Genomic DNA, 22,361 nt, shown 5'->3' on the forward strand with positions numbered 1-22,361 from the left:
AGAGCGGGTCCTACTCCACCGTCACCGACTTCGCCAGGTTCCGAGGCTGATCCACCTCGTTCCCCCGAGCCGTGGCCAGCTCACAGGCGAACACCTGCAACGGCACGGTCGCGACCAGCGGTTGCAGCAACGTCGGTGTCGCCGGGATCCGGATCAAGTGGTCGGCGTACGGGACGACCGTCTCGTCGCCCTCCTCCGCGATCACGATCGTCATCGCACCGCGCGCCCGGATCTCCTGGATGTTGGACACGATCTTGTCGTGCAGAACCGACCGCCCACGGGACGAGGGAACCACGACGACGACCGGCATCCCCTCCTCGATCAGCGCGATGGGCCCGTGCTTCAACTCCCCCGCCGCGAAGCCCTCGGCGTGCATGTACGCCAACTCCTTGAGTTTCAGGGCGCCTTCGAGAGCGACGGGATAACCGACATGCCGGCCCAGGAACAGCACGGTGTTCTTGGAGGCGACCGACCGCGCCAACTCCCGTACCGGCTCCATGGTTTCCAGCACCCGCTCGACCTCACCGGAGATCTGCGACAGGTCCCGGATGACGGCCTGGATCTCGTCGCCCCATTTGGTGCCGCGGACTTGGCCGAGATACAGCGCCACGAGGTAACACGCGACCAGCTGCGTCAGGAACGCCTTCGTCGACGCCACGGCGACCTCCGGCCCGGCATGCGTGTACAGCACCGCGTCCGACTCACGGGGAATCGTCGACCCGTTGGTGTTGCAGATGGCCAGCACCTTCGAGCCCTGCTCCCTCGCGTGCCGTAGGGCCATCAGCGTGTCCATCGTCTCGCCGGACTGGGAGATGGCGATGACCAGAGACCGCGCGCCCAGGATCGGGTCCCGGTACCGGAACTCGCTCGCCAGCTCCACCTCGCAGGGGATCCGCGTCCAGTGCTCGATGGCGTACTTGGCGATCAGCCCGGCGTGGAAGGCCGTACCGCACGCGACGATGACGACCTTGTCGATCTCCCTCAACTCATGGACGGGGATGCGGACTTCGTCCAGCGTCAGCAGGCCCTCCGCGTCGATCCGGCCGAGCAGCGTGTCGGCGACCGCCTTCGGCTGCTCGGCGATCTCCTTGAGCATGAAGTAGTCGTAGCCGCCCTTCTCCGCGGCCGACGCGTCCCAGTCGACGTGGTAGGAGCGGACCTCGGCCGGAGCGCCGTCGAACCCGGTGACGGTCACCCCGTCCCGCCGCAGCTCGACGACCTGGTCCTGCCCCAGCTCGATCGCGGAGCGCGTGTGGGCGATGAACGCGGCGACGTCGGAGGCGAGAAAGGCCTCCCCTTCCCCCACCCCGACCACGAGCGGCGAGTTCCGCCGAGCGCCCACCACCACATCCGGCTCGTCCGCGTGCACGGCGACCAGCGTGAACGCGCCCTCAAGCCGCCGGCACACCTGCCGCATCGCCTCCGCCAGGTCCGCGCACCCCGAGAACTCCTCGGCCAGCAGATGCGCGACCACCTCGGTGTCCGTGTCGGAGGCGAGATCGTGCCCGCGCTCCGCCAACTCGGCCCGCAGACAGGCGAAGTTCTCGATGATGCCGTTGTGGACGACCGCGACGCGCCCCGCGTTGTCGAGATGCGGGTGGGCGTTCGCGTCCGTAGGCCCGCCGTGCGTGGCCCAGCGGGTGTGCCCGATGCCCGTCGACCCCGCCGGCAGCGGGCGGTCGACCAGTTCCTTCTCCAGATTGACGAGTTTCCCGGCCTTCTTGGCCGCCGCCAGCCCGCCGTCCGCGAGCACGGCGACACCTGCCGAGTCGTAACCCCGGTACTCCAGCCGCTTCAGTCCGGCCATCACCACATCAAGCGCCGACTGCGACCCCACGTATCCCACGATTCCGCACATGCGCCGCAGCCTAGGCCGCGAACCCCGTCCGAACACGGCACTTCTTGCCCGATTTCGGAAATTGTGGCCATGATCGACAACCGTGACCGCGGACGGACGGAACCCATACCCTTCCCTGAGCGAACAGCCATGACGGTGGACAGAAACTGATTCAGAAACAGACGCAGAGACAGGGCACCCCTGCATGACAAGGCAGCGCGAGCGTTACTTCGAGCTCTACGAGGACGACTTCGGACTCAGCGCGCTCGCCGGGAGGCTGGCCTCGGCCACCGCGCCCGACGTCGTACGGGCACTGGAGTGCGCCGCGGAGGTGGCCGCCGACTGCGAGGGCGAAGGCGCCGTGGAACTCGGCACGGACATCCGCTGCCTGCTGGACTCCGGCCTGCCGGACGGGACACTCCGCGCGGCCTGGCTGGCGGCCACGCACGAACGCTTCGACCCGGCGGACTTCGGGATGGACCTCCGGACCTGGCTGACCCGGCTCGCGGACCTGTACCCGGCCCGGCGCCGGAAGAGGCGCCAGGCGTACTGGCCCGAGCGCCCCCACCCCGAACTCGCGGAAGAAGAGGTGTGCGAAGCCGTCATCACGGAGATACGTGTCTCCACCTCCCTGCCCACGACGGTTCCGGAGGCCCTGGAGGACATCGCCAGGGAAGCCGACGGGGACCTCGGTTTCCGCCTCCTTCTCCGCATCCTGAAGGCGTGGACCGTACCGGTCGCGAAGGAGCAGTACGACCGCCTCATGGAGATCGACACGAAACTCAACTATCCAGGACCACTGGTCTGCGACGGCCTCGACATCCAGTGGCTGCCCCTCGACCCGACCCGACGCGACCGCTCGGGAGACTTCGGCATCTCGGTCCTGTCGGCGCGCTTCGCCACCTACTGGGAGGAGCCCACGGCACGGGAGGGCGTGGCGCTCGCCGCGACGTTCGACGACTCCGCGGAGACCCCGGGCACCGCGGCGGCGCTGCTGTTCGAGGACACCTTCCGCCTCCTGAACTCCCCGCTGAGCGCGAACACCCTCACCACCCTCTGGCTGGCCGTGTCGGACCGGGGTCTCAACATCGACCAGCTCGGCATGGACGGGCGGGACTTCCTCAGACTGGTCTCGGACGTGAGCGAGGAGCGGCTGAGGGATGTCGCCCCCGCCTACACACCCGTCGTAGGACCGGTTCGGACCGCGCTCACACAGCCGGTGCTGGAGGCGATCGACGAGGCGACCCCGGTGCTGGCGACCCGGACCGTCAGCGCCCACTGGCTGGGCATCCCGGGTACGGCCGCGGTCGAGGCCCTGAAGGAGGTCGTCACCCACGCCGACCCCGACCTCGGATACCGGCTGTTCCTCCGGCTGCTCAATGTGCTGTCCGTACCGCTCGCCCTGTCCCTGTACGCCGATTACCTGGCCCTTGGCGAGCAGTTCGGCCACGGCACAACCCATGTACCGGATGCCATCGGCCACCTCGCCCTCGAGAACTGACCGAGCGACCGGAGACCCCATGACCGACCACCCCATGTTCGACCTGCCCCCGAAAGCCCCACCGGAGATCATCGAGGCACGCGAGGCGCTGGCCGGGCAGGCGATCCAGGCGCTCCGGCGTGCCGGCCTGCCCGCCTTCCGGGACGGAGAGACCCCGGCAACGGACCGGGCAGGCGCTGTGGTCTACGTCGATTCCGACGCCGATACGGCTTCGGCGCCCGTGTACATGAGCTGGAGATGCGACCCCGCCATGCTCGGGGCGGCTGTCGACAGCCTCACGTCCGGTGATCCTGACGCACCCGTCGTCCGTTATCCCGGGATGATCAGCCTGCACATGCAGGGTGCGCTGATCAACATCCTGCTGTCGTCGGGAGTCAGCGCGGCGCCGGACAACGACGCCATGAACCCGGACCACGTCCTGGTGTTCGGGACGACGTCCGACCCGACGCCCGCCCCGCTCTCCACGCCCGCCCCGGAGACCCCATGACGGACACTCCCCGATTCGACCTGCCCCCGAAAGCCCCACCGGAGATCATCGAGGCGCGCCAGGCGCTGGCCGAGCAGGTGTGTCAGGAACTGCGGCTCGTCGGTTTTCCCGTGGACCGAGGTGACCTCAGCGGCGGGCCGCACTATCTGCCCGGCGTGGACGTGCACGTCACGCCCTTCGTCGACGGAGGGGTGTACGCGAACTGGCACACGGACGCGGAGTTGCGCGACCCCGCGCTCGACCTCTTCGCGAAAGGCATCGACTACGCGAACCCGCCCCCGGCCGTGCGCCACTACAACACGGTGCTCAACCAGATGCAGGCCGCCCTCCTGGGGATCCTCGCCTCGGCGGGGTTCGAGGTCGAGGAACCGGACAGACACGGGCACGGAAGCATGGTCCTGGTGACGGGCTTCCGGCCCTGTTCCACCAAGTCCTGATCCACCAAGTCCTGATCCGCCCGGTCCTGATCCGCCCGACCCCACCCGACTCAGGAAACGCGACGAAATGAGCTGACGACGTGAGCTACAGCCTGTACCTGTGCCGGTTCGTCGGCGGAGACACCGCCCCGATGGACGAGACCGCGATACGCGACGTACTCGACCCCGTCACCCTCGCGGGCACGACAGCCGCCGACTCCCCCGGCTCCCCGGAATTCCGGGAACTCGAAGCCGAGGACGGCGGAACGGCGGACGTCTATGGCGGCACCCGCGGGCTCACCTTCCACCGTTTCTCCCCCGGCCGCGTCCTCGACCTCGTCGCCGAACTCGCCCGCCGAACCGGCGCGGTGGTCATCCCGGGCGACGGTCCGGCGATCCTGACGACCGAGGCCCACCGGAGGCACCTCCCGGAAGGCTTCCGGGCGGAAGCCATCGTGGTCCCGCCTCCGGCCCTGACCGGGCAGGCCATCTCCCTGGTCATCTCCCCGCAGCCGGAAGTACGCCAACGGCCGATCCTGCCGCAGTTCCCGTACCACCCGAACCCGGTGGCCACCGGTTCCGTGGCCGCCTCCGACGAGCCCTGCGTGTGCTGCGGGCAGGAACGCGGCTGGGTGTACACCGGTCCCGTCTACGCCGCCGACGCCCCGGCCGCCGGTATCTGCCCGTACTGCATCGCCTTCGGAACCGCCGCCGAACGCTACGACGCCTCCTTCGCCGACACCGTCGAGGGCGACGTGTCCCAGGACGTCGTCACGGAAATCCTCGAACGCACACCAGGCTTCACCACCTGGCAGTCCCCGCACTGGCTGACGCACTGCGGCGACGGCACCGCTTTCCTCGGCCCAGCCGGGACCAAGGAACTCACGGCGTATCCGGACGCCATCGACCACCTCCGCCGGCAGTGCGCCGCGTGGACGTGGCCGCCCGAACAGGTCGAGGACTTCCTCGGCTCGCTCGACAAGGACGGCGGGCCGACCGCGTACCTCTTCCGGTGCCGGGTCTGCGCGGCCCACCTCGCCTACGCGGACTTCACCTGAGCCTGAAGAGGCCGCTCACGGCCCAACGTGACCGACCCCACCCACCACCCCGTTCAAACTCCGTTAACAATGGACTGTGATCTCTCCGGTCTCCCCGATGCCCCGGAGCGCCCACCGGCACAAGCCGGAGGCGACTCCCTACGTCGACCTCACCCGAGCCGAGTGGAGCGCGCTGCGCGACAAGACGCCGCTGCCGCTCACCGCCGAGGAGGTCGAGAAGCTGCGCGGCCTGGGCGATGTCATCGACCTCGACGAGGTGCGTGACATCTACCTCCCGCTGTCCAGACTCCTCAACCTCTACGTCGGCGCCACGGACGGCCTGAGAAACGCGCTGAACACCTTCCTGGGCGAACAGGGCTCCCAGTCCGGCACGCCGTTCGTGATAGGCGTCGCCGGCTCCGTGGCCGTAGGAAAGTCGACCGTCGCCCGGCTCCTCCAGGCGCTGCTCTCCCGCTGGCCCGAGCACCCCCGCGTCGAACTGGTCACCACCGACGGGTTCCTGCTGCCCACAAGGGAGTTGGAGGCCCGCGGCCTCATGTCGCGCAAGGGCTTCCCCGAGTCGTACGACCGCCGCGCGCTCACCCGCTTCGTCGCCGACATCAAGGCGGGCAAGGACGAGGTCACCGCCCCCGTCTACTCCCACCTCATCTACGACATCGTGCCTGATCAGCGGCTCACGGTCCGCCGCCCCGACATCCTCATCGTCGAGGGGCTCAACGTGCTCCAGCCCGCGCTCCCCGGCAAGGACGGCCGTACGCGCGTCGGGCTCGCCGACTACTTCGACTTCAGTGTGTACGTCGACGCGAGCGCCGAGGACATCGAGCGCTGGTATCTGAACCGGTTCCGCAAGCTGCGCGCCACGGCGTTCCAGAACCCGGACTCGTACTTCCGCAAGTACACCCAGGTCTCCGAGGACGAGGCCGTCGACTACGCCCGCACCCTCTGGAGCACCATCAACAAGCCCAACCTGGTGGAGAACATCGCCCCCACCCGGAGCCGCGCCACCCTCGTCATCCGCAAGGGCACCGACCACAAGGTCCAACGGCTCAGCCTGCGCAAGCTGTAGACCGGCAGCGGGCGCCTGTTAGATAGGCGTCATGCTGCACCTGCGCCTCATCACCCCCGCCGACCGCACCGACGACGTGGTCCGGCTCATCGAGACGACCGTCGGCACCGCACACCTCGTCGTCCTGACCAGCGCCGCCCGCAACCCGTCCGGCGACGTCGTCATGTGCGACGTCGCCCGCGAGGCCGGCGACGAACTCATCGGTGCGCTACGGCAGTTGGGGCTGGACCGCACCGGTTCGATCGCCGTCGAGAACATCGACCTGTCGCTGTCGGAGCGGGCGGACCAGGCCGAGGACGACGCGCCCGGCGAGGGCGCGGACGCGGTGTTGTGGGAGCACCTCGCCGACGCCACGCACGAGGAGTCCACGCTCACCGTCACCTACGTCGCGTTCCTCACCGTCGCCACCATGCTCGCGGCGTGCGGTGTGATGCTGGACAACGCGATCCTGATCGTGGGCGCGATGGCCGTGGGACCGGAGTTCGGCCCGCTCGCGGGAATCTCGACAGCGCTGGTACGCAAGGCACCCCAACTGGTCTGGCGGTCGCTGTGGGCACTGCTCGCCGGATTCGCGGCGGCCATGGTGCTGACGGTGGGCTTCAGCTGGCTCCTGGACGCCTTCGGCCTGTTCGAGAAGTCCATGGTGCAGGCCGCCCGGCCCAACACCGCCTTCATCTGGAAGCCCGACTGGATGTCCTTCGTCGTGGCCTTCCTGGCCGGCATCGCGGGCACCCTGTCCCTGACCTCCGCCAAGTCCGGCGCCCTGATCGGCGTAGCGATCTCGGTGACGACCGTCCCGGCCGCCGCGAACGCCGCCGTAGCCTTCAGCTACCGCGACTACTCCCAGACCTGGGGCTCCACTTGGCAACTCCTGGCCAACCTGGGCGGCATCGTCCTGGCCGGCACGCTCACACTGCTGGCCCAGAAGTGGTTCTGGACAACGCAACGCAAACGCACCACACAACTCACCTAGCCGAACACCGACTTCACCGGCATCAGCTCAACTCGCCTGACCGGAAGCCGACTTCAAGGCCTCCGGCCAACTCCCCGAGCCAGGCGCGGACCTCAAGGCCCCGGCCAACTCACCGAGCCAGCCGCCCGCCGTTCTCAAGCCGCCCGCCCAGGCAACTCAGCCGAGCACCGGCCCAACAACACCGGCCCAGCCCGCCGAACCAGACACAACTCGCCTGTCCGGACGCCGACTTCAAGGCCTCCGGCCAGCTCACCCAGCCGAGCACGACTTGGCGGCGCCGGCTCAGCTCGCTCAGCCGGACACCGACTGCACGGCACCGGCTCAGCTCGCCCCGCCCGACACCAACCCGTCGGCATCCCGCTCAGCTCACCTGGCCGGACACCGGTTACCCGGCACCCGCCCAACCCACCTACCCAAGCGCCGACTTCACCGCGTCAGCCAACCGTCCCGCCACCGACCGGGCCTGGTCGATGTCGGCGGCCTCCACCATCACCCGTACCAGGGGCTCGGTGCCGGACGGACGCAGCAACACCCGCCCCGTGGACCCGAGTTCACGCTCCGCCTCGGCGACCGCGGCCGCCAGGTCGGCGGAGGTGCCGACCCGGGTGCGGTCCACGTCGGGCACGTTGATGAGTACCTGCGGCAGTCGGGTCATCACGGACGCGAGGTCCTTGAGCGTGCGGCCCGTGTCGGCGACGCGGGCCGCCAGCATCAGGCCGGTCAGCGTGCCGTCGCCGGTGGTCGCGTGGTCCAGGATGATGACGTGGCCGGACTGCTCGCCGCCCAGCGCGTAGCCGTGCTCCTTCATCTCCTCCAGGACGTAGCGGTCGCCGACCGCGGTCTGGACGAGCGTCAGGCCCTCACGCTCCATGGCCAGTTTGAAGCCGAGGTTCGACATGACGGTCGCGACGACGGTGTCGGAGCGCAGTGCGGAACGCTCCCGCATCGCCAGCGCGATCACGGCCATGATCTGGTCCCCGTCGACCTCTTCACCGGTGTGGTCCACGGCCAGGCAGCGGTCGGCGTCACCGTCGTGCGCGATGCCGAAGTCCGCGCCGTGCTCGACGACGGCGGCCTTGAGCAGACCCAGGTGGGTCGAGCCGCAACCGTCGTTGATGTTCAGCCCGTTGGGGTCCGCGCCGATCGTGATGACCTCGGCGCCGGCCCGCGAGAACGCCTCCGGGGAGACCCGCGAAGCGGCGCCGTGCGCCTCGTCGAGGACGATCTTCAGCCCGTCGAGCCGGTTCGGGAGCACGCCGATGAGGTGGGCGACGTACTGGTCGAAGCCTTCGTTGTAGTGCCGGACCCGGCCGACGCCCGAGCCGGTCGGGCGGTCCCAGGGGGCGCCGGTGCGGTGCTCGTCGTAGATCTTCTCGATCCGGTCCTCCAGCTCGTCGTCGAGCTTGTGCCCGCCGCGGGCGAGGAACTTCACGCCGTTGTCCGGCATGGCGTTGTGGCTCGCGGAGAGCATCACGCCGAGGTCGGCGCCCAGCACGCCGGTGAGATACGCCACCGCGGGGGTGGGCAGCACGCCGACGAGCAGCACGTCCACGCCGGCGCTGGCCAGGCCCGCGACCACCGCGGCCTCCAGGAACTCCCCGGACGCGCGCGGGTCCCGCCCGACCACGGCCGTCGCCCGGTGGCCCGCGAAGGTACCCGCCTCGGCGAGTACATGCGCCGCCGCGACGGAGAGTCCGAGGGCCATCTCGGCCGTCAGATCCGCGTTGGCGACACCGCGCACGCCGTCCGTGCCGAAGAGTCGTCCCACTTGTCCTCCTGAGGAAGGCGAAAGTCCTGCAAGGCCGAAGTCCTGCAAAGCTGAAAGTCCCGCACCGATGAAAGTCCCGCACCGCCGAAGTACCGCGTTCGAGACATACGATGCCTGTTCATCCGATCACACAAGCCTTTGAGCGTCTTGTGCCGTTATACGCCCCCGGCTGTGATAAACGAACGCCCCGGCGGCACGAGTGGCGTGCCGCCGGGGCGTTCGGAGTACAGACCGCAGGCGCGATTTAGCGCTTGCTGTACTGCGGGGCCTTGCGGGCCTTCTTGAGACCGGCCTTCTTGCGCTCGACCGCACGGTCGTCGCGACGGAGGTAACCGGCCTTCTTGAGGGCGGCGCGGTTGTTGTCCACGTCGGCCTCGTTCAGCGCGCGGGCCACGCCGAGGCGCAGGGCACCGGCCTGACCGGAGACGCCGCCACCCGAGATGCGGGCGATGACGTCGTAGCGGCCGTCGAGCTCGAGCACCTTGAAGGGCTCGTTGACTTCCTGCTGGTGGACCTTGTTCGGGAAGTAGTCCTCGAGCGTGCGCCCGTTGACCTTCCACTTGCCGGTGCCGGGCACGATACGGACGCGCGCGATGGCGTTCTTGCGACGGCCCAGGCCGGCGGCCGGCTGCGGGTCGCCGAAGCGGCCGGCGAGCGACTCCGACGTGTACTCACCCTCGACGGGGACGTCGGACTCGGTGGTGTAGCTCTCGATGTCGACGAGCTCGGTCTCGGTCTCTTCGACCGGCTGCTCAACGGTGGTCTCGGCCACGGTTCTCCTCAGATTCTTTTCTGTCTTAGGGGGTGTGTGGCCGGAACTACTGCGCGACCTGGGTGATCTCGAACGGCACCGGCTGCTGGGCAGCGTGCGGGTGCTGGTCGCCCGAGTAGACCTTCAGCTTGCTGATCATCTGACGGCCCAGGGTGTTCTTGGGGATCATGCCCTTGATGGCCTTCTCGACGGCCTTCTCGGGGTTCTTCGCCAGCAGCTCGTCGTAGCGGACGGAGCGCAGACCACCCGGGTAACCGGAGTGGCGGTACGCCAGCTTCTGGGTCTTCTTGTTGCCGGACAGGTGAACCTTGTCGGCGTTGATGATGATGACGAAGTCGCCCATGTCCATGTGCGGGGCATAGGTCGGCTTGTGCTTGCCGCGGAGGAGGTTCGCGGCAGTGGTAGCCAGACGGCCGAGGACGATGTCCTGGGCGTCGATGACGTGCCACTGGCGAGTCACATCGCCGGGCTTGGGGCTGTACGTACGCACTTCGTAGCCTTCACTTCTTCAGTGGATAGGGCCTGACACATGGCATCACTGAAGCGATCGTGCAGCTGGGGACGACAATGCCGGGGACCCTGCCCGTATGCCGCCCACTGGTAACTGCTCCAGGGAACCTACGTAAGGGCCTCTCGTCTGATAACGACCAAGCCGATACGCATAACAAACCGTAAGAGTACCCGCGCCGCCCCGGACGGGTCAAAACGCGGCGGGCGCGACCGGAACCAGTGCGGAAAGCGACGGCGGAAATACTTACCGTGACACACCCAACGTCAGTGGCTCCAGGGCTTATTGAGGCGCACCCGTACGCCCGTTGCCCCGTCTAGGATGCGTCCCATGAGCTTTGGGCAGGGGGGACCCCAGTCCCAGTGGGATCCCTGGAAACCGCAATCGCAGCAGCCGTGGGGCGGCAACGTCGACGACGAGACCCCGGACTGGGCCGCGCTCGCCGACCAGGCGGAGACGCGCAACAGGCGCAAGAGACTGCTACTCATAGGCGGCGGCGCGCTCGCGACGGTGGCCGTCGGGACGGCCGTCGCCATGGCCGTGATGTCGGCGAACGACGACACGAGCGCGTCGGGCAAGCCCACGAACCTGCCCGCGAGCGCCTCCGTGCCGAGCGCCGACGCCACCTCGCCGTCCTTCGCGCCGACCAGCGCGCCCCCGCCGCTGGACCCCGAGGAGTTCATCTCCAGCAAGGCGAAGGACACGGCACCGCTCAGCCCCGCGACCCTCTTCCCGGGCACCCAGCTGACGGTCGCCTCGACGGTGTACAAGAAGGGCCCGACGGCCGACACCACGAACTGCGCCTCGGTCGCCTCCGGCACCCTCCCCAAGATCCTCACCGCGGACGGCTGCACCCGCCTCATGCGGGTCTCGTACATCAAGGACAACATCGCGGTCACGGTCGGTGTGGCCCTTTTCGACACCGAGGCACAGGCGGCGAAGGCCAAGGCCCAGGCGGACACCAAGAGCGCCGTCAGGTCACTGTCCGGCAAGGGCGTCAAGGCCTTCTGCGACGGCGCGATCTGCCGTACGACGACCAACGCCTACGGCCGCTACGCCTACTTCACGGTCGCCGGCTTCACCAGCGGCACTGACGTGACGGCGAAGGACACCAAGGTCTTCACGATCGGCGACGACCTCGCCAAGTTCGCCTTCGACCAGATCCACGCCCGCGGCGCGGCACAGGCTTCGGCGGCGGCGCAGTAACAGGCGGGGGGCCACCGGGAGTTGGCGCCCGGCGCGCCCACCCGGCCGCCCCTCAGTGCACAGTGCCCCGCACCCGCCGGGCCAGCAACTGCCGCTCCGCCAGCCCCTCGTCGGCCGGATAGGCGACCTCCTCCAAGGTCAGCCCGTGCGGCCGTACGACATGCACGGCACTGTCGCGCACCCCCGCGTCCAGCACCTTCCGCGGCCACTCTGCGCCCCGGTGCCCGTCGCCGACGAACACCAACGCGCCCACCATGGACCGCACTTGGTTGTGGCAGAAGGCGTCGGCCCGCACTTCGATCTCGACGACCCCGTCGTCCCGCCGCCGCACCCCGAAGTCGAGAATCTCCCGAACGGTCGAAGCGCCCTCACGCTTCTTCGCATAAGCGGCGAAGTCATGCTCCCCCACAAGGGACTTGGCAGCGGCGTCCATCACCTCGACGTCCAACTCCCAGTCGTGCCAGAGCACATGGTTCCGCAGCAACGGATCCACGCCTCCCGGCCGGTCCCCCACCCGGTACACATAACGCCGCCACAGGGCCGCGAACCGCGCGTTGAAGCCCTCAGGAGCCTCCGCCACGCCCCACACCCGTACATCCTTCGGCAACCGCCCCGCAAGCCGCTTCAGCAGCTTCTCGCGGTGCTCCGCCCACAACTCCCCCGGCAGATCGACATGCGCCACCTGCCCCCGGGCATGCACCCCGGCATCGGTCCGCCCGGCCACGGTCAGGTCGTACGCCACCGCCCCCGACCGCGTCACCGTCCGCAACGCATCCTCGACCTCCCCCTGCACGGTCCGCCGCCCCCCGGCCTGCTTGGCCCACCCGGAGAACAGGGTCCCGTCGTAGGAGAGATCGAGTCGTACGCGCACGAACCCGGCCTCTACGTCATCACTCACACCGAGATCCTTTCAGGTACACAAAAGCGGGCCCGTCCCAAGAAGGAACGGGCCCACTGAAGCGCCCCTTCAGGGGCGCGGGGAACTGCGCGACCAGCCACAGCGGACCGGCAGCCGAAAAACGGTGTTACGCGTCCTTGGCCTCTTCGTCAGCCTCAACCGGCTTCGCGTCCTCAACGACCTCAACCGGAGCCGCAGCCTCGGTGTCCTTCGCGGCACGCTTGGTGGCGGCCTCGGCCTCACCCGTCGCAGCCTGTGCAACAGTCAGCGCCTCAACGAGCTCGATGACAGCCATGGGCGCGTTGTCGCCACGACGGTTACCGATCTTGGTGATACGGGTGTAGCCACCGGGACGGTTCTCGTAGCGCGGGCCGATCTCGGTGAAGAGCGTGTGGACGACGCTCTTGTCCGTGATCACCTGAAGCACCTGACGGCGGTTGTGAAGGTCGCCCTTCTTGCCCTTGGTGATCAGACGCTCGGCGTACGGCCGCAGCTTGCGGGCCTTCGCCTCGGTGGTGGTGATGCGGCCGTGCTCGAAGAGCGACTTCGCGAGGTTCGCGAGAAGCAGCTTCTCGTGCGCGGCACTGCCGCCCAGACGGGCACCCTTGGTGGGCTTCGGCATGGTCTTTCTCCTCAGGTTCTGCCCCGGCCGTATCAGGTACCGAGGTCAGTGTCCGAGCGGGCGATTGCCCGTCGGAGATCCGGGAGCAGCCCCGAAGGGGCGCTCCCGGAAGGGGCGCGGGGAACTGCGCGACCAGCCACAGCGCTCCCGCACCCGAAAATCGATCAGTACTGCTCGGTCTCCACGAAACCGGCGTCCACGTCGTCGTCCGCGCCAAACGCGTCCGCCGCGGCCGTCGGGTCGAATCCGGGCGGGCTGTCCTTCAGGGCCAGGCCCATGCCGGCCAGCTTCGCCTTGACCTCGTCGATGGACTTCGCACCGAAGTTGCGGATGTCCAGGAGGTCGGCCTCGGAACGAGCCACGAGCTCACCCACGGAGTGGATACCCTCGCGCTTGAGGCAGTTGTACGACCGAACGGTGAGCTCCAGCTCCTCGATCGGCAGGGCGAGATCAGCGGCAAGGGCGGCGTCCGTCGGGGACGGGCCCATGTCGATGCCCTCGGCGTCGATGTTCAGCTCGCGGGCGAGACCGAACAGCTCGACCAGGGTCTTGCCGGCGGACGCCATGGCGTCGCGCGGCCGCATGGCCTGCTTCGTCTCGACGTCGACGATGAGCTTGTCGAAGTCGGTCCGCTGCTCGACACGCGTGGCCTCGACCTTGTACGTGACCTTCAGCACCGGGCTGTAGATGGAGTCGACCGGAATACGGCCGATCTCCTGGCCCACCTGCTTGTTCTGCACGGCGGAGACGTAACCGCGGCCACGCTCGACCGTGAGCTCCATCTCCAGCTTGCCCTTGCCGTTGAGCGTGGCGAGGACGAGATCGGGGTTGTGCACCTCGACACCGGCCGGGGGCGCGATGTCGGCGGCGGTGACCAGACCCGGACCCTGCTTGCGCAGGTACATCACGACCGGCTCGTCGTGCTCCGAGGAGACGACCAGCTGCTTGATGTTGAGGATCAGGTCGGTGACGTCCTCCTTGACGCCCGGCACGGTGGTGAACTCGTGCAGGACACCGTCGATCCGGATGGACGTGACCGCCGCACCCGGGATCGAGGAGAGGAGCGTACGACGCAGGGAGTTGCCGAGGGTGTAGCCGAAGCCCGGCTCCAGCGGCTCGATCACGAACCGGGAGCGGAATTCGTCGACGACCTCTTCGGTCAACGAGGGGCGCTGAGCGATCAGCATGAGGTGAGTCCTTCAGTCATGGACACCCACTATTTGATGTCCTTGAGTACTGCAAGGGTACGGGCGGCACGCCACCGAAGTGCCATACCGCCCGAAACCCAAGACAACCATGCGTCAGACGACGTCAGACGCGGCGGCGCTTCGGCGGACGGCAGCCGTTGTGCGGGGTGGGGGTGACGTCCTGGATGGAGCCGACCTCGAGGCCAGTGGCCTGGAGGGAGCGGATCGCGGTCTCGCGACCGGAGCCCGGGCCCTTCACGAAGACGTCAACCTTGCGCATGCCGTGCTCCTGCGCGCGACGGGCGGCCGACTCGGCGGCCATCTGCGCGGCGAAGGGGGTGGACTTGCGCGAGCCCTTGAAGCCGACGTGGCCGGCGGAGGCCCAGGAGATCACGTTGCCCGAGGGGTCCGTGATCGAGACGATCGTGTTGTTGAACGTGCTCTTGATGTGCGCGTGGCCGTGAGCGACGTTCTTCTTTTCCTTGCGGCGCACCTTCTTGGCAGCGCCCTGACGACCCTTGGGGGGCATCTATTACTCCTACGGGGAGGTGGTCGGTCCTACAGCGAAGACCGCTGGTGAAGCGTTGTCCGCTGCGGACTACTTCTTGCCCGGCTTCTTCTTGCCGGCGATGGCGCGACGCGGACCCTTGCGGGTACGAGCGTTCGTGCTGGTGCGCTGACCGCGAACGGGCAGACCACGACGGTGACGGAGACCCTGGTAGCAGCCGATCTCCACCTTGCGGCGGATGTCGGCCTGGATCTCGCGACGGAGGTCACCCTCGGTCTTGATGTTGGCGTCGACGTACTCACGAATCGCGACGAGCTGCTCTTCCGAGAGGTCGCGAACGCGGGTGTTGGGGTCGATGCCGGTCTCGGCCAGCGTCAGCTGGGAAAGGGTCCGACCAATGCCGAACACGTAGGTGAGGGCGACCTCCACGCGCTTTTCGCGCGGGATGTCGACACCGGAAACGCGTGCCATTCAATGGCTCCAGTTGATCTTCGGAGGTCTTCCGCAGAACCGGATCCCAGCCGCCGGCCTCTTCTGTCGAAGACTTGGTACGGCGTGGGTCCCCAGCCTCCGAGCCGGGGGTGTCGGGCGCCTACTACGCCCGGGTCCTGCGTATGAACATGTATTGCTCGCGTCGCGCGAAACTCTGCGAAAGATGCAGAGGGAAGGTCGTGCGTCAGCCCTGGCGCTGCTTGTGGCGCGGGTTCTCGCAGATGACCATGACCCGACCGTGACGGCGGATCACCCTGCACTTGTCGCAGATCTTCTTGACGCTCGGCTTGACCTTCATTGGTGAGGTTCTCCGGGTCAGTTGCTTTCGGCGCCGCTTGCGCGGAACCTGGGCAAGATCTACTTGTAGCGGTAGACGATCCGGCCACGCGTCAGGTCGTACGGAGACAGCTCCACCACGACCCGGTCGTCAGGGAGGATGCGGATGTAGTGCATACGCATCTTGCCGCTGATGTGTGCCAGGACCTGGTGGCCGTTCTGGAGCTCCACCTTGAACATGGCGTTCGGGAGAGACTCGACGACAGTGCCTTCGATCTCGATGGCACCTTGCTTCTTGGCCACGCTTCGCCCTTCGAATCGACTACCTTGATCGACTCAGTGCGTTCCCCTTGCGGGGTGCATGCGGACATGCGGGTGCACGAGAGCCGACGAGTCAGTCTACGTCAGGCCACTCGGAAAGACGAATCGAGGAAGGATGCCCGAGGATGGAGATCCTTAAGCACGCAGGGGGCATAGACGCCCTGCTTTTGGTCTTTGTAGGGGCGCGGGGAACTGCGCGACCAGCCCCCACCGGCGCGCCGGACGAACGACTACGCGAGCGGATCCGGCGCAGCCGTGATCCCATACTCGGCCAGCTTCGCCCTACCACCATCAGGAGCCGTAAGCACAAGCGGCCCCTCCTCGGTCAAGGCAACCGAGTGCTCCCAGTGCGACGACCAGGTCCCGTCCGTCGTGATGACCGTCCAGTCATCCGACAGCACCTCGGTCTTAGGGGTACCCAGGGACACCATGGGCTCGATGGCGAGGCAGAACCCCGGCACCAGCTTCGGCCCCTTGCCGCGCCGCTTCTCGACGTAGTTCAACAGGTGCGGGTCCATGTGCATCTCGGTACCGATGCCGTGACCGCCGTAGTCCTCGACGATCCCGTACTTCCCCCCACCCGGCTTCGGCTGCCGCCGGATGTACGTCTCGATCGCCCGGGAGATGTCCACGAGCCGGTTACCGAGCTTCATCGCGGCGATCCCGGCCCACATCGACCCCTCGGTCACGCGGGACAGCTCAAGCAGCTCCGGGGAGTGCCCCGAGCCCACGAACGCGGTGTACGCCGCGTCCCCGTGCCAGCCGTCGATGATCGCGCCGCAGTCGATGGAGATGATGTCGCCGTCCTTCAGGACGACCTCGTCGGAGGGGATGCCGTGGACGACGACCTCGTTCACCGAGGTGCAGATCGTCGCGGGGAAGCCGCCGTAGCCGAGGAAGTTCGGCTTCGCGTTGTGGTCGGCGAGGACCTTGCGGGCGACCTCGTCCAGATCCTTCGTGCTGGCGCCGGGCACCGCGGCCTCACGCGTGGCCGCGTGGATCGCGGCGACGACCAGCCCCGCCTCGCGCATCTTGGCGATCTGCTCGGGGGTCTTGATCTGCACCATGGGGGCCTGCGCTCTCCGTCTTCCGCGACACAAAGGAATGGCCGTACACAAAGGCCGTACCAAAACAGCTGTACACAACAGTACGACCGCGGCGCCCCTGCGGGCACCGCGGCCGGATCTGCTTGATGACTACTTCGCGCTCTCGTCCTCGCGCTGCAGCGCGTCCAGCGCCCGCTGCGTGATCTCTTCCACCGGACCGAGCGAGGAGATCGTGACCACCAGGCCCTGGGCCTTGTAGTAGTCGATGATCGGCTCGGTCTGCGTGTGGTAGACCTCCAGGCGGGTGCGGACCGTGTCCTCGGAGTCGTCGTCGCGCTGGTACAGCTCGCCGCCGCAGACGTCACACACGCCGTCCTGCTTCGGCGGGCTGTACGTCACGTGGAAGACGTGACTGGAGTCCTTACGGCAGATGCGGCGGCCGGCGATGCGCTTGACCACCTCGTCCTCGGAGACCTCCAGGTCGAGGACCGCGTCCAGCTTGATGCCCTCGGTCTTCAGCAGCTCATCCAGCGCCTCGGCCTGCGACACATTGCGCGGGAACCCGTCCAGCAGAAAGCCGTTGACGGCGTCCGGCTGCTCCATGCGGTCCTTGGCCATCGCGATGGTGACCTCGTCCGGGACCAGGTTGCCCGCGTCCATGTAGGACTTCGCCAGTTTGCCGAGTTCCGTGGCCTGACTGATGTTGGCACGGAAGAGGTCGCCCGTGGAGATGTGCGGGATGTGCAGCGTCTTGGCGAGGCGCACAGCCTGCGTTCCCTTACCGGCACCCGGCGGCCCGACGAGGACGATTCGCATCAGCGGAGGAACCCTTCGTAATTGCGCTGCTGGAGCTGGCTCTCGATCTGCTTCACCGTCTCGAGACCGACACCCACGATGATCAGGATGCTGGTCCCGCCGAACGGGAAGTTGCCGCTTGCGTTGAAACCGACCAACGCCATCGTCGGTACGAGAGCGATCAGACCCAGATACAGCGAACCCGGCCAGGTGATCCGGTTGAGTACGTAACTCAGGTACTCAGCGGTGGGCCGGCCAGCCCGGATGCCCGGGATGAAGCCACCATACTTCTTCATGTTGTCCGCGACTTCCTCGGGGTTGAACGAGATCGCCACGTAGAAGAACGCGAAGAAAACGATCAGCAGGAAGTAGCTGACCAGGTAGATCGGGTGGTCACCCTTGGTCAGGTTGGTCTCGATCCAGGTCTTCCAGCCGGACGTGCTGCCGGAGAACTGAGCGACCAGAGCCGGGATGTAGAGCAGCGACGACGCGAAGATGACCGGAATCACACCGGCCTGATTGACCTTCAGCGGGATGTAGGTCGACGTGCCGCCGTAGGAACGGCGGCCGATCATGCGCTTCGCGTACTGGACCGGGATCCTGCGCTGGGCCTGCTCGACGAAGACCACGAGGCCGACCATCACCAGGCCGACGAGGATGACGGTGCCGAACTCGATCCAGCCGCCGGCCAGCGTGCCCTGCTTCTTGATGGCCCACAGAGCGGACGGGAAGGTCGCGGCGATCGAGATGAACATGAGGATCGACATGCCGTTGCCGATGCCGCGGTCGGTGATGAGCTCGCCGAGCCACATCACGACGCAGGTACCGGCGGTCATGCAGACGACCATGGTGATGGTGGTGAAGATCGACTGGTCCGGGACGATCTGATTCGCCGTCGGGCAGCCCGAGAAGAGGGCGCCGCTGCGGGCGGTGGCCACCAGACCGGTGCCCTGGAGGATGGCGAGCGCCACGGTCAGATAACGCGTGTACTGCGTGATCTTCGCCGTGCCGGCCTGCCCCTCCTTCTTGAGGGCTTCCAGGCGCGGGATCACCACGGTCAGCAGCTGCAGAATGATGCTCGCCGTGATGTACGGCATGATGCCGAGCGCGAAGATCGTGATCTGGAGCAGCGCGCCACCGCTGAACATGTTGACCAGACCGAACAGACCCTGGTTTCCGTTCGAGACGTCGATACAGGTCTGGACGCTCTTGTAATCGACGCCCGGGATCGGGATGTGCGTACCGACGCGATACACCACGATGATGGCGAGCGTGAAGAGCAGCTTCTTGCGCAGGTCGGGTGTCCTGAACGCCCGGGCGAACGCGGTGAGCACGGTGCCTCCTGCGACCCCCGCGTGTGCGCGCGTGAGGTGACGACTAAGTGTGGTTGATGGCCTGTGGAACGAGATTACGGCATGCCAAGACGACGCTGGGTACCAGCCGCACAGCCTACCTACATCGACGCCCCTAGGGGATACCGATCGAACGTCCCATGAGTCACGACTGCTGAAAAAACGGCCGGGGCTGACCCTCGCGAGAGGGCCAACCCCGGCCGCCGATGCTGACGTTGGTCAGGCTCGGTCCGAAATATCAGACGAGCTCGGTGACCGTACCGCCCGCGGCAGTGATCTTCTCCTTGGCGGAGCCGGAGACGGCGTCAACCGAAACCTGCAGCGCCACGGAGATCTCGCCCTGGCCGAGCACCTTGACGAGGCTGTTCTTGCGAACGGCACCCTTGGCGACGAGACCCTCAACGGTGACCTCGCCACCCTCGGGGTACAGCGCGCCCAGCTTGTCGAGGTTCACGACCTGGAACTCGGTCTTGAACGGGTTACGGAAACCCTTCAGCTTCGGGAGACGCATGTGGAGGGGCATCTGGCCACCCTCGAAGCGCTCCGGAACCTGGTAACGGGCCTTCGTACCCTTGGTTCCACGACCGGCCGTCTTACCCTTCGACGCCTCACCACGACCCACACGGGTCTTGGCGGTCTTGGCGCCCGGGGCGGGACGGAGGTTGTGGATCTTGAGCGGGTTGTTCTCCGCCATGATCAGTCGACCTCCTCAACCGTCACGAGGTGGCGGACGGTGTGCACCATTCCGCGGAACTCGGGGCGGTCCTCCTTGACGACCACGGTGTTGATCCCCTTGAGACCAAGCGACCGCAGCGTGTCACGGTGGTTCTGCTTGCTGCCGATGTACGACTTCGTCTGCGTGACCTTGAGGCGAGCCATTACGCACCCGCCCCGGCACGTGCACGAAGGAGAGCCGCGGGGGCGACGTCCTCGAGGGGCAGACCGCGGCGGGCCGCGATCTCCTCGGGACGCTGCAGGCCCTTGAGGGCCGCCACGGTCGCGTGCACGATGTTGATCGCGTTGGACGAGCCGAGCGACTTCGACAGGATGTCGTGAACGCCGGCGCACTCGAGCACTGCACGCACCGGGCCACCGGCGATAACGCCGGTACCGGGGGAAGCAGGCTTGAGCAGGACGACGCCCGCGGCCTTCTCGCCCGTGATCGGGTGCGGGATGGTGCCCTGGATACGGGGGACCTTGAAGAAGTGCTTCTTGGCCTCTTCAACACCCTTGGCGATCGCGGCCGGCACCTCCTTGGCCTTGCCGTAACCGACACCGACGGTGCCGTCACCGTCGCCCACCACGACGAGCGCGGTGAAGCTGAAGCGACGACCACCCTTGACAACCTTGGCGACGCGGTTGATCGCGACTACGCGCTCAACGTACGCGGTCTTCTCGGCGGCAGCAGCGCCGCCGTCACGGCCCTTCCGGTCCCGCCGCTCGCCGCCACCGGCACCGCTTCCACGGCGCTGGGGTCCAGCCATTGGATTACCTCTCTCTTTCCGCTAGCTACGGAAGCGACTAGAACTTCAGTCCGGCTTCGCGGGCGGCGTCCGCCAGGGCGGCGATGCGCCCCGCGTACTGATTGCCACCGCGGTCGAATACGACAGCCTCGACACCGGCGGCCTTGGCGCGCTCGGCGACCAGGGCGCCGACCGACTTGGCCTGCGCGGACTTGTCGCTCTCGCCGCCGCGGATCGAGGTGTCCAGGGTCGACGCCGACGCCAGGGTGTGACCCTTGATGTCGTCGATGACCTGGGCCACGATGTGGCGGTTGGAGCGGGTCACGACCAGGCGCGGACGCTCAGCCGTACCGGAAATGTGCTTCCGGATGCGGATGTGACGACGCTTGATGGCAGCACGCTTGTAAGCGTCGCCCTTAGCGATCTTCGTACCGTATGCCATGGCTTACTTACCCGCCTTTCCGACCTTGCGCCGGATGACTTCGCCCTCGTACTTGACGCCCTTGGCCTTGTACGGGTCGGGCTTGCGCAGCTTGCGGATGTTCGCCGCAACCTCGCCGACCTTCTGCTTGTCGATGCCCTCGACCGAGAAGTGCGTCGGGTTCTCGACCTTGAACGAGATGCCCTCGGGCGCCTCGACGGTGATCGAGTGGCTGTAGCCGAGCGCGAACTCGAGGTTCGAGCCCTTGGCCGCAACGCGGTAACCGACACCACTGATTTCGAGCTTCTTCACGTAACCCTCGGTCACGCCGGTGATCATGTTCGCCACCAGCGTGCGGGACAGGCCGTGCAGGGCCTTGTTCTGACGCTCGTCGTTGGGGCGGGTGACGCTGAGCACGCCGTCCTCACCCTTGGCGATGTCGATCGGCGCTGCGACGGTGTGGGTCAGCGAGCCCTTGGGGCCCTTGACCGAGACCGTACGGCCGTCGATGGTGACGTCCACGCCGGCGGGAACCGTGATGGGGAGCTTGCCAATACGCGACATAGCTTCTTCCGATTCCTTTCCGCTACCAGACGTAGGCGAGAACTTCTCCGCCTACGCCCTTCTTGCCGGCCTGCTTGTCGGTGAGGAGACCGTGCGACGTGGAGATGATCGCCACGCCGAGGCCACCGAGCACCTTGGGCAGGGAGGTGGACTTCGCGTACACCCGGAGACCGGGCTTGGAGATCCGCTTGATGCCCGCGATGGAGCGCTCACGGTTCGGGCCGAACTTCAGCTCGAGAACGAGGTTCTTGCCGACCTCGGCGTCCTCGACCTTCCAGCCCGTGATGAAGCCCTCCTGCTGGAGGATCTCCGCGATGTGCGACTTGATCTTCGATGCCGGCATCGTCACTGAGTCGTGGTATGCCGAGTTCGCGTTCCGCAGACGCGTAAGCATGTCTGCGATCGGATCAGTCATGGTCATGAATTGGCCTTCGGCCTCTCTCGCCGGGGTTTCCAGGTGCCCATCCCTCTCCTCGATCCGAGACGAGGCGGGTGCGGTGCGGTGGACCTACGGCGTAGTAAGTCGTATGGGCGGCAATCAGGCGCCCAACCCTCCTAGCCTAAGCCATGGAGGGGTGGGCACCTGACCGTGCCCTTTGCTTACCGAGAGCTTCGGGAGTCCGGAAGTACCGGACTACCAGGAGCTCTTGGTCACGCCCGGCAGCTCGCCACGGTGAGCCATCTCACGAAGGCACACGCGGCAGAGGCCGAACTTGCGGTACACGGAGTGCGGGCGGCCGCAGCGCTGGCAGCGGGTGTAGCCACGCACACCGAACTTGGGCTTACGAGCAGCCTTGGCAATCAGAGCCTTCTTCGCCATCTCG

At 67.3% G+C, this 22,361-nt stretch carries 28 protein-coding genes; 7 read left to right on the plus strand and 21 right to left on the minus strand.

Features of this window, described 5'->3' with window-relative positions; genetic code table 11:
* Positions 1-10 precede the first annotated feature (10 nt).
* Complete coding sequence (gene glmS / locus OG504_RS22490) at positions 11-1,858, minus strand: glutamine--fructose-6-phosphate transaminase (isomerizing) (RefSeq protein WP_405991448.1); 1,848 nt, start codon at positions 1,856-1,858, stop codon at positions 11-13.
* 184 nt (positions 1,859-2,042) lie between these two features.
* On the opposite strand from glmS, the gene OG504_RS22495 reads away from it, so the two are divergent.
* The 6 genes from OG504_RS22495 to OG504_RS22520 all read left to right on the plus strand — a co-directional run bounded on the left by OG504_RS22495 (position 2,043) and on the right by OG504_RS22520 (position 7,338).
* Entirely contained in the window at positions 2,043-3,338 is a 1,296-nt protein-coding gene (locus OG504_RS22495) for a hypothetical protein (protein WP_405991449.1), read from the plus strand.
* 19 nt (positions 3,339-3,357) lie between these two features.
* Complete coding sequence (locus OG504_RS22500) at positions 3,358-3,825, plus strand: hypothetical protein (protein ID WP_405991450.1); 468 nt, start codon at positions 3,358-3,360, stop codon at positions 3,823-3,825.
* Positions 3,822-4,262 carry a hypothetical protein gene (locus OG504_RS22505; RefSeq protein WP_405991451.1) on the plus strand — a complete coding sequence of 147 codons (441 nt, stop codon included), beginning with the start codon at positions 3,822-3,824 and terminating at the stop codon, positions 4,260-4,262. The genes OG504_RS22500 and OG504_RS22505 overlap by 4 nt, the downstream gene beginning before the upstream one ends.
* 80 nt (positions 4,263-4,342) lie before the next feature.
* Positions 4,343-5,299, plus strand: a complete 957-nt coding sequence (locus tag OG504_RS22510) for a CbrC family protein (protein WP_405991452.1) — start codon at positions 4,343-4,345, stop codon at positions 5,297-5,299.
* 97 nt (positions 5,300-5,396) lie between these two features.
* Positions 5,397-6,365: a type I pantothenate kinase gene (coaA, locus tag OG504_RS22515; protein WP_405991453.1), complete on the plus strand. Its 969-nt coding sequence runs from the start codon at positions 5,397-5,399 to the stop codon at positions 6,363-6,365.
* 31 nt (positions 6,366-6,396) lie between these two features.
* A complete protein-coding gene (locus OG504_RS22520; protein ID WP_405991454.1) occupies positions 6,397-7,338 on the plus strand; it encodes a DUF389 domain-containing protein in 942 nt (313 codons plus the stop codon).
* 409 nt (positions 7,339-7,747) lie between these two features.
* Here the strand turns inward: OG504_RS22520 and glmM are convergent, their stop codons facing one another.
* The 3 genes from glmM to rplM all read right to left on the minus strand — a co-directional run bounded on the left by glmM (position 7,748) and on the right by rplM (position 10,368).
* Positions 7,748-9,106, minus strand: a complete 1,359-nt coding sequence (glmM, locus tag OG504_RS22525) for a phosphoglucosamine mutase (protein WP_033280028.1) — start codon at positions 9,104-9,106, stop codon at positions 7,748-7,750.
* Positions 9,107-9,350: 244 nt separating this feature from the next.
* A complete protein-coding gene (gene rpsI, locus OG504_RS22530) occupies positions 9,351-9,878 on the minus strand; it encodes a 30S ribosomal protein S9 (RefSeq protein ID WP_019055538.1) in 528 nt (175 codons plus the stop codon).
* 46 nt (positions 9,879-9,924) lie between these two features.
* Positions 9,925-10,368: a 50S ribosomal protein L13 gene (gene rplM, locus OG504_RS22535; protein WP_013001400.1), complete on the minus strand. Its 444-nt coding sequence runs from the start codon at positions 10,366-10,368 to the stop codon at positions 9,925-9,927.
* Between the two features lie 348 nt (positions 10,369-10,716).
* Here rplM and OG504_RS22540 point away from each other — a divergent pair, with 348 nt between their 5' ends.
* Positions 10,717-11,592 (plus strand): hypothetical protein, encoded by an 876-nt coding sequence (locus OG504_RS22540; protein WP_405991455.1) that lies wholly within the window; start codon positions 10,717-10,719, stop codon positions 11,590-11,592.
* Between the two features lie 52 nt (positions 11,593-11,644).
* On the opposite strand, the gene truA is transcribed toward OG504_RS22540, so the two are convergent.
* The 17 genes from truA to OG504_RS22625 all read right to left on the minus strand — a co-directional run bounded on the left by truA (position 11,645) and on the right by OG504_RS22625 (position 22,357).
* A complete protein-coding gene (truA, locus tag OG504_RS22545; RefSeq protein WP_405991456.1) occupies positions 11,645-12,490 on the minus strand; it encodes a tRNA pseudouridine(38-40) synthase TruA in 846 nt (281 codons plus the stop codon).
* 127 nt (positions 12,491-12,617) lie between these two features.
* Positions 12,618-13,112, minus strand: a complete 495-nt coding sequence (gene rplQ / locus OG504_RS22550) for a 50S ribosomal protein L17 (protein WP_405991457.1) — start codon at positions 13,110-13,112, stop codon at positions 12,618-12,620.
* Positions 13,113-13,276: 164 nt separating this feature from the next.
* Positions 13,277-14,299, minus strand: a complete 1,023-nt coding sequence (locus OG504_RS22555) for a DNA-directed RNA polymerase subunit alpha (protein WP_019055532.1) — start codon at positions 14,297-14,299, stop codon at positions 13,277-13,279.
* Between the two features lie 124 nt (positions 14,300-14,423).
* Positions 14,424-14,828 (minus strand): 30S ribosomal protein S11, encoded by a 405-nt coding sequence (gene rpsK, locus OG504_RS22560; RefSeq protein ID WP_003956432.1) that lies wholly within the window; start codon positions 14,826-14,828, stop codon positions 14,424-14,426.
* A gap of 69 nt (positions 14,829-14,897) precedes the next feature.
* The gene (gene rpsM / locus OG504_RS22565; RefSeq protein ID WP_019055531.1) at positions 14,898-15,278 is read right to left on the minus strand and encodes a 30S ribosomal protein S13; all 381 of its coding nucleotides are present in this window, start codon (positions 15,276-15,278) and stop codon (positions 14,898-14,900) included.
* 205 nt (positions 15,279-15,483) lie between these two features.
* The gene (gene rpmJ, locus OG504_RS22570) at positions 15,484-15,597 is read right to left on the minus strand and encodes a 50S ribosomal protein L36 (protein ID WP_003998809.1); all 114 of its coding nucleotides are present in this window, start codon (positions 15,595-15,597) and stop codon (positions 15,484-15,486) included.
* Positions 15,598-15,656: 59 nt separating this feature from the next.
* On the minus strand, positions 15,657-15,878 hold the full coding sequence (infA, locus tag OG504_RS22575; protein WP_003948620.1) for a translation initiation factor IF-1: 222 nt from the start codon (positions 15,876-15,878) through the stop codon (positions 15,657-15,659).
* A 248-nt stretch (positions 15,879-16,126) separates the two neighbouring features.
* A complete protein-coding gene (gene map, locus OG504_RS22580) occupies positions 16,127-16,963 on the minus strand; it encodes a type I methionyl aminopeptidase (protein WP_405991458.1) in 837 nt (278 codons plus the stop codon).
* 129 nt (positions 16,964-17,092) lie between these two features.
* On the minus strand, positions 17,093-17,758 hold the full coding sequence (locus OG504_RS22585) for an adenylate kinase (protein ID WP_405991459.1): 666 nt from the start codon (positions 17,756-17,758) through the stop codon (positions 17,093-17,095).
* Positions 17,758-19,071, minus strand: a complete 1,314-nt coding sequence (gene secY, locus OG504_RS22590; protein WP_403976565.1) for a preprotein translocase subunit SecY — start codon at positions 19,069-19,071, stop codon at positions 17,758-17,760. Before secY ends, OG504_RS22585 begins: the two co-directional genes overlap by 1 nt.
* Positions 19,072-19,327: 256 nt before the next feature.
* Entirely contained in the window at positions 19,328-19,783 is a 456-nt protein-coding gene (gene rplO / locus OG504_RS22595; RefSeq protein WP_019055527.1) for a 50S ribosomal protein L15, read from the minus strand.
* Between the two features lie 2 nt (positions 19,784-19,785).
* A complete protein-coding gene (rpmD, locus tag OG504_RS22600) occupies positions 19,786-19,968 on the minus strand; it encodes a 50S ribosomal protein L30 (RefSeq protein WP_006376032.1) in 183 nt (60 codons plus the stop codon).
* Positions 19,968-20,573, minus strand: a complete 606-nt coding sequence (gene rpsE, locus OG504_RS22605) for a 30S ribosomal protein S5 (protein ID WP_006376045.1) — start codon at positions 20,571-20,573, stop codon at positions 19,968-19,970. The genes rpmD and rpsE overlap by 1 nt, the downstream gene beginning before the upstream one ends.
* 37 nt (positions 20,574-20,610) lie before the next feature.
* On the minus strand, positions 20,611-20,994 hold the full coding sequence (rplR, locus tag OG504_RS22610) for a 50S ribosomal protein L18 (RefSeq protein WP_019055526.1): 384 nt from the start codon (positions 20,992-20,994) through the stop codon (positions 20,611-20,613).
* A gap of 3 nt (positions 20,995-20,997) precedes the next feature.
* Positions 20,998-21,537, minus strand: a complete 540-nt coding sequence (gene rplF / locus OG504_RS22615; protein ID WP_033280021.1) for a 50S ribosomal protein L6 — start codon at positions 21,535-21,537, stop codon at positions 20,998-21,000.
* Positions 21,538-21,559: 22 nt separating this feature from the next.
* Positions 21,560-21,958, minus strand: a complete 399-nt coding sequence (gene rpsH / locus OG504_RS22620; protein ID WP_013001411.1) for a 30S ribosomal protein S8 — start codon at positions 21,956-21,958, stop codon at positions 21,560-21,562.
* Positions 21,959-22,171: 213 nt separating this feature from the next.
* Positions 22,172-22,357 (minus strand): type Z 30S ribosomal protein S14, encoded by a 186-nt coding sequence (locus OG504_RS22625; protein WP_003948630.1) that lies wholly within the window; start codon positions 22,355-22,357, stop codon positions 22,172-22,174.
* Positions 22,358-22,361: the final 4 nt, after the last annotated feature.

The organism is Streptomyces sp. NBC_00986 (genome assembly GCF_045162565.1).
Classification (GTDB): Bacteria; Actinomycetota; Actinomycetes; order Streptomycetales; family Streptomycetaceae; genus Streptomyces.

Coding starts and splice junctions, on each gene's coding strand:
- rplO (WP_019055527.1), bottom strand. CDS start 19,783: ATGGCGGAGAACAACCCGCTCAAGATCCACAACCTCCGTCCCGCCCCG.
- rplQ (WP_405991457.1), bottom strand. CDS start 13,112: ATGCCGAAGCCCACCAAGGGTGCCCGTCTGGGCGGCAGTGCCGCGCAC.
- OG504_RS22585 (WP_405991459.1), bottom strand. CDS start 17,758: ATGCGAATCGTCCTCGTCGGGCCGCCGGGTGCCGGTAAGGGAACGCAG.
- OG504_RS22505 (WP_405991451.1), top strand. CDS start 3,822: ATGACGGACACTCCCCGATTCGACCTGCCCCCGAAAGCCCCACCGGAG.
- glmS (WP_405991448.1), bottom strand. CDS start 1,858: ATGTGCGGAATCGTGGGATACGTGGGGTCGCAGTCGGCGCTTGATGTG.
- rplF (WP_033280021.1), bottom strand. CDS start 21,537: ATGTCGCGTATTGGCAAGCTCCCCATCACGGTTCCCGCCGGCGTGGAC.
- map (WP_405991458.1), bottom strand. CDS start 16,963: ATGGTGCAGATCAAGACCCCCGAGCAGATCGCCAAGATGCGCGAGGCG.
- OG504_RS22625 (WP_003948630.1), bottom strand. CDS start 22,357: ATGGCGAAGAAGGCTCTGATTGCCAAGGCTGCTCGTAAGCCCAAGTTC.
- OG504_RS22555 (WP_019055532.1), bottom strand. CDS start 14,299: ATGCTGATCGCTCAGCGCCCCTCGTTGACCGAAGAGGTCGTCGACGAA.
- coaA (WP_405991453.1), top strand. CDS start 5,397: ATGCCCCGGAGCGCCCACCGGCACAAGCCGGAGGCGACTCCCTACGTC.
- rpmD (WP_006376032.1), bottom strand. CDS start 19,968: ATGGCTCGCCTCAAGGTCACGCAGACGAAGTCGTACATCGGCAGCAAG.
- OG504_RS22520 (WP_405991454.1), top strand. CDS start 6,397: ATGCTGCACCTGCGCCTCATCACCCCCGCCGACCGCACCGACGACGTG.
- OG504_RS22495 (WP_405991449.1), top strand. CDS start 2,043: ATGACAAGGCAGCGCGAGCGTTACTTCGAGCTCTACGAGGACGACTTC.
- rpmJ (WP_003998809.1), bottom strand. CDS start 15,597: ATGAAGGTCAAGCCGAGCGTCAAGAAGATCTGCGACAAGTGCAGGGTG.
- rpsM (WP_019055531.1), bottom strand. CDS start 15,278: ATGGCACGCGTTTCCGGTGTCGACATCCCGCGCGAAAAGCGCGTGGAG.
- OG504_RS22500 (WP_405991450.1), top strand. CDS start 3,358: ATGACCGACCACCCCATGTTCGACCTGCCCCCGAAAGCCCCACCGGAG.
- rpsK (WP_003956432.1), bottom strand. CDS start 14,828: ATGCCCCCCAAGGGTCGTCAGGGCGCTGCCAAGAAGGTGCGCCGCAAG.
- rpsH (WP_013001411.1), bottom strand. CDS start 21,958: ATGACCATGACTGATCCGATCGCAGACATGCTTACGCGTCTGCGGAAC.
- OG504_RS22540 (WP_405991455.1), top strand. CDS start 10,717: ATGAGCTTTGGGCAGGGGGGACCCCAGTCCCAGTGGGATCCCTGGAAA.
- rplR (WP_019055526.1), bottom strand. CDS start 20,994: ATGGCATACGGTACGAAGATCGCTAAGGGCGACGCTTACAAGCGTGCT.
- rpsE (WP_006376045.1), bottom strand. CDS start 20,573: ATGGCTGGACCCCAGCGCCGTGGAAGCGGTGCCGGTGGCGGCGAGCGG.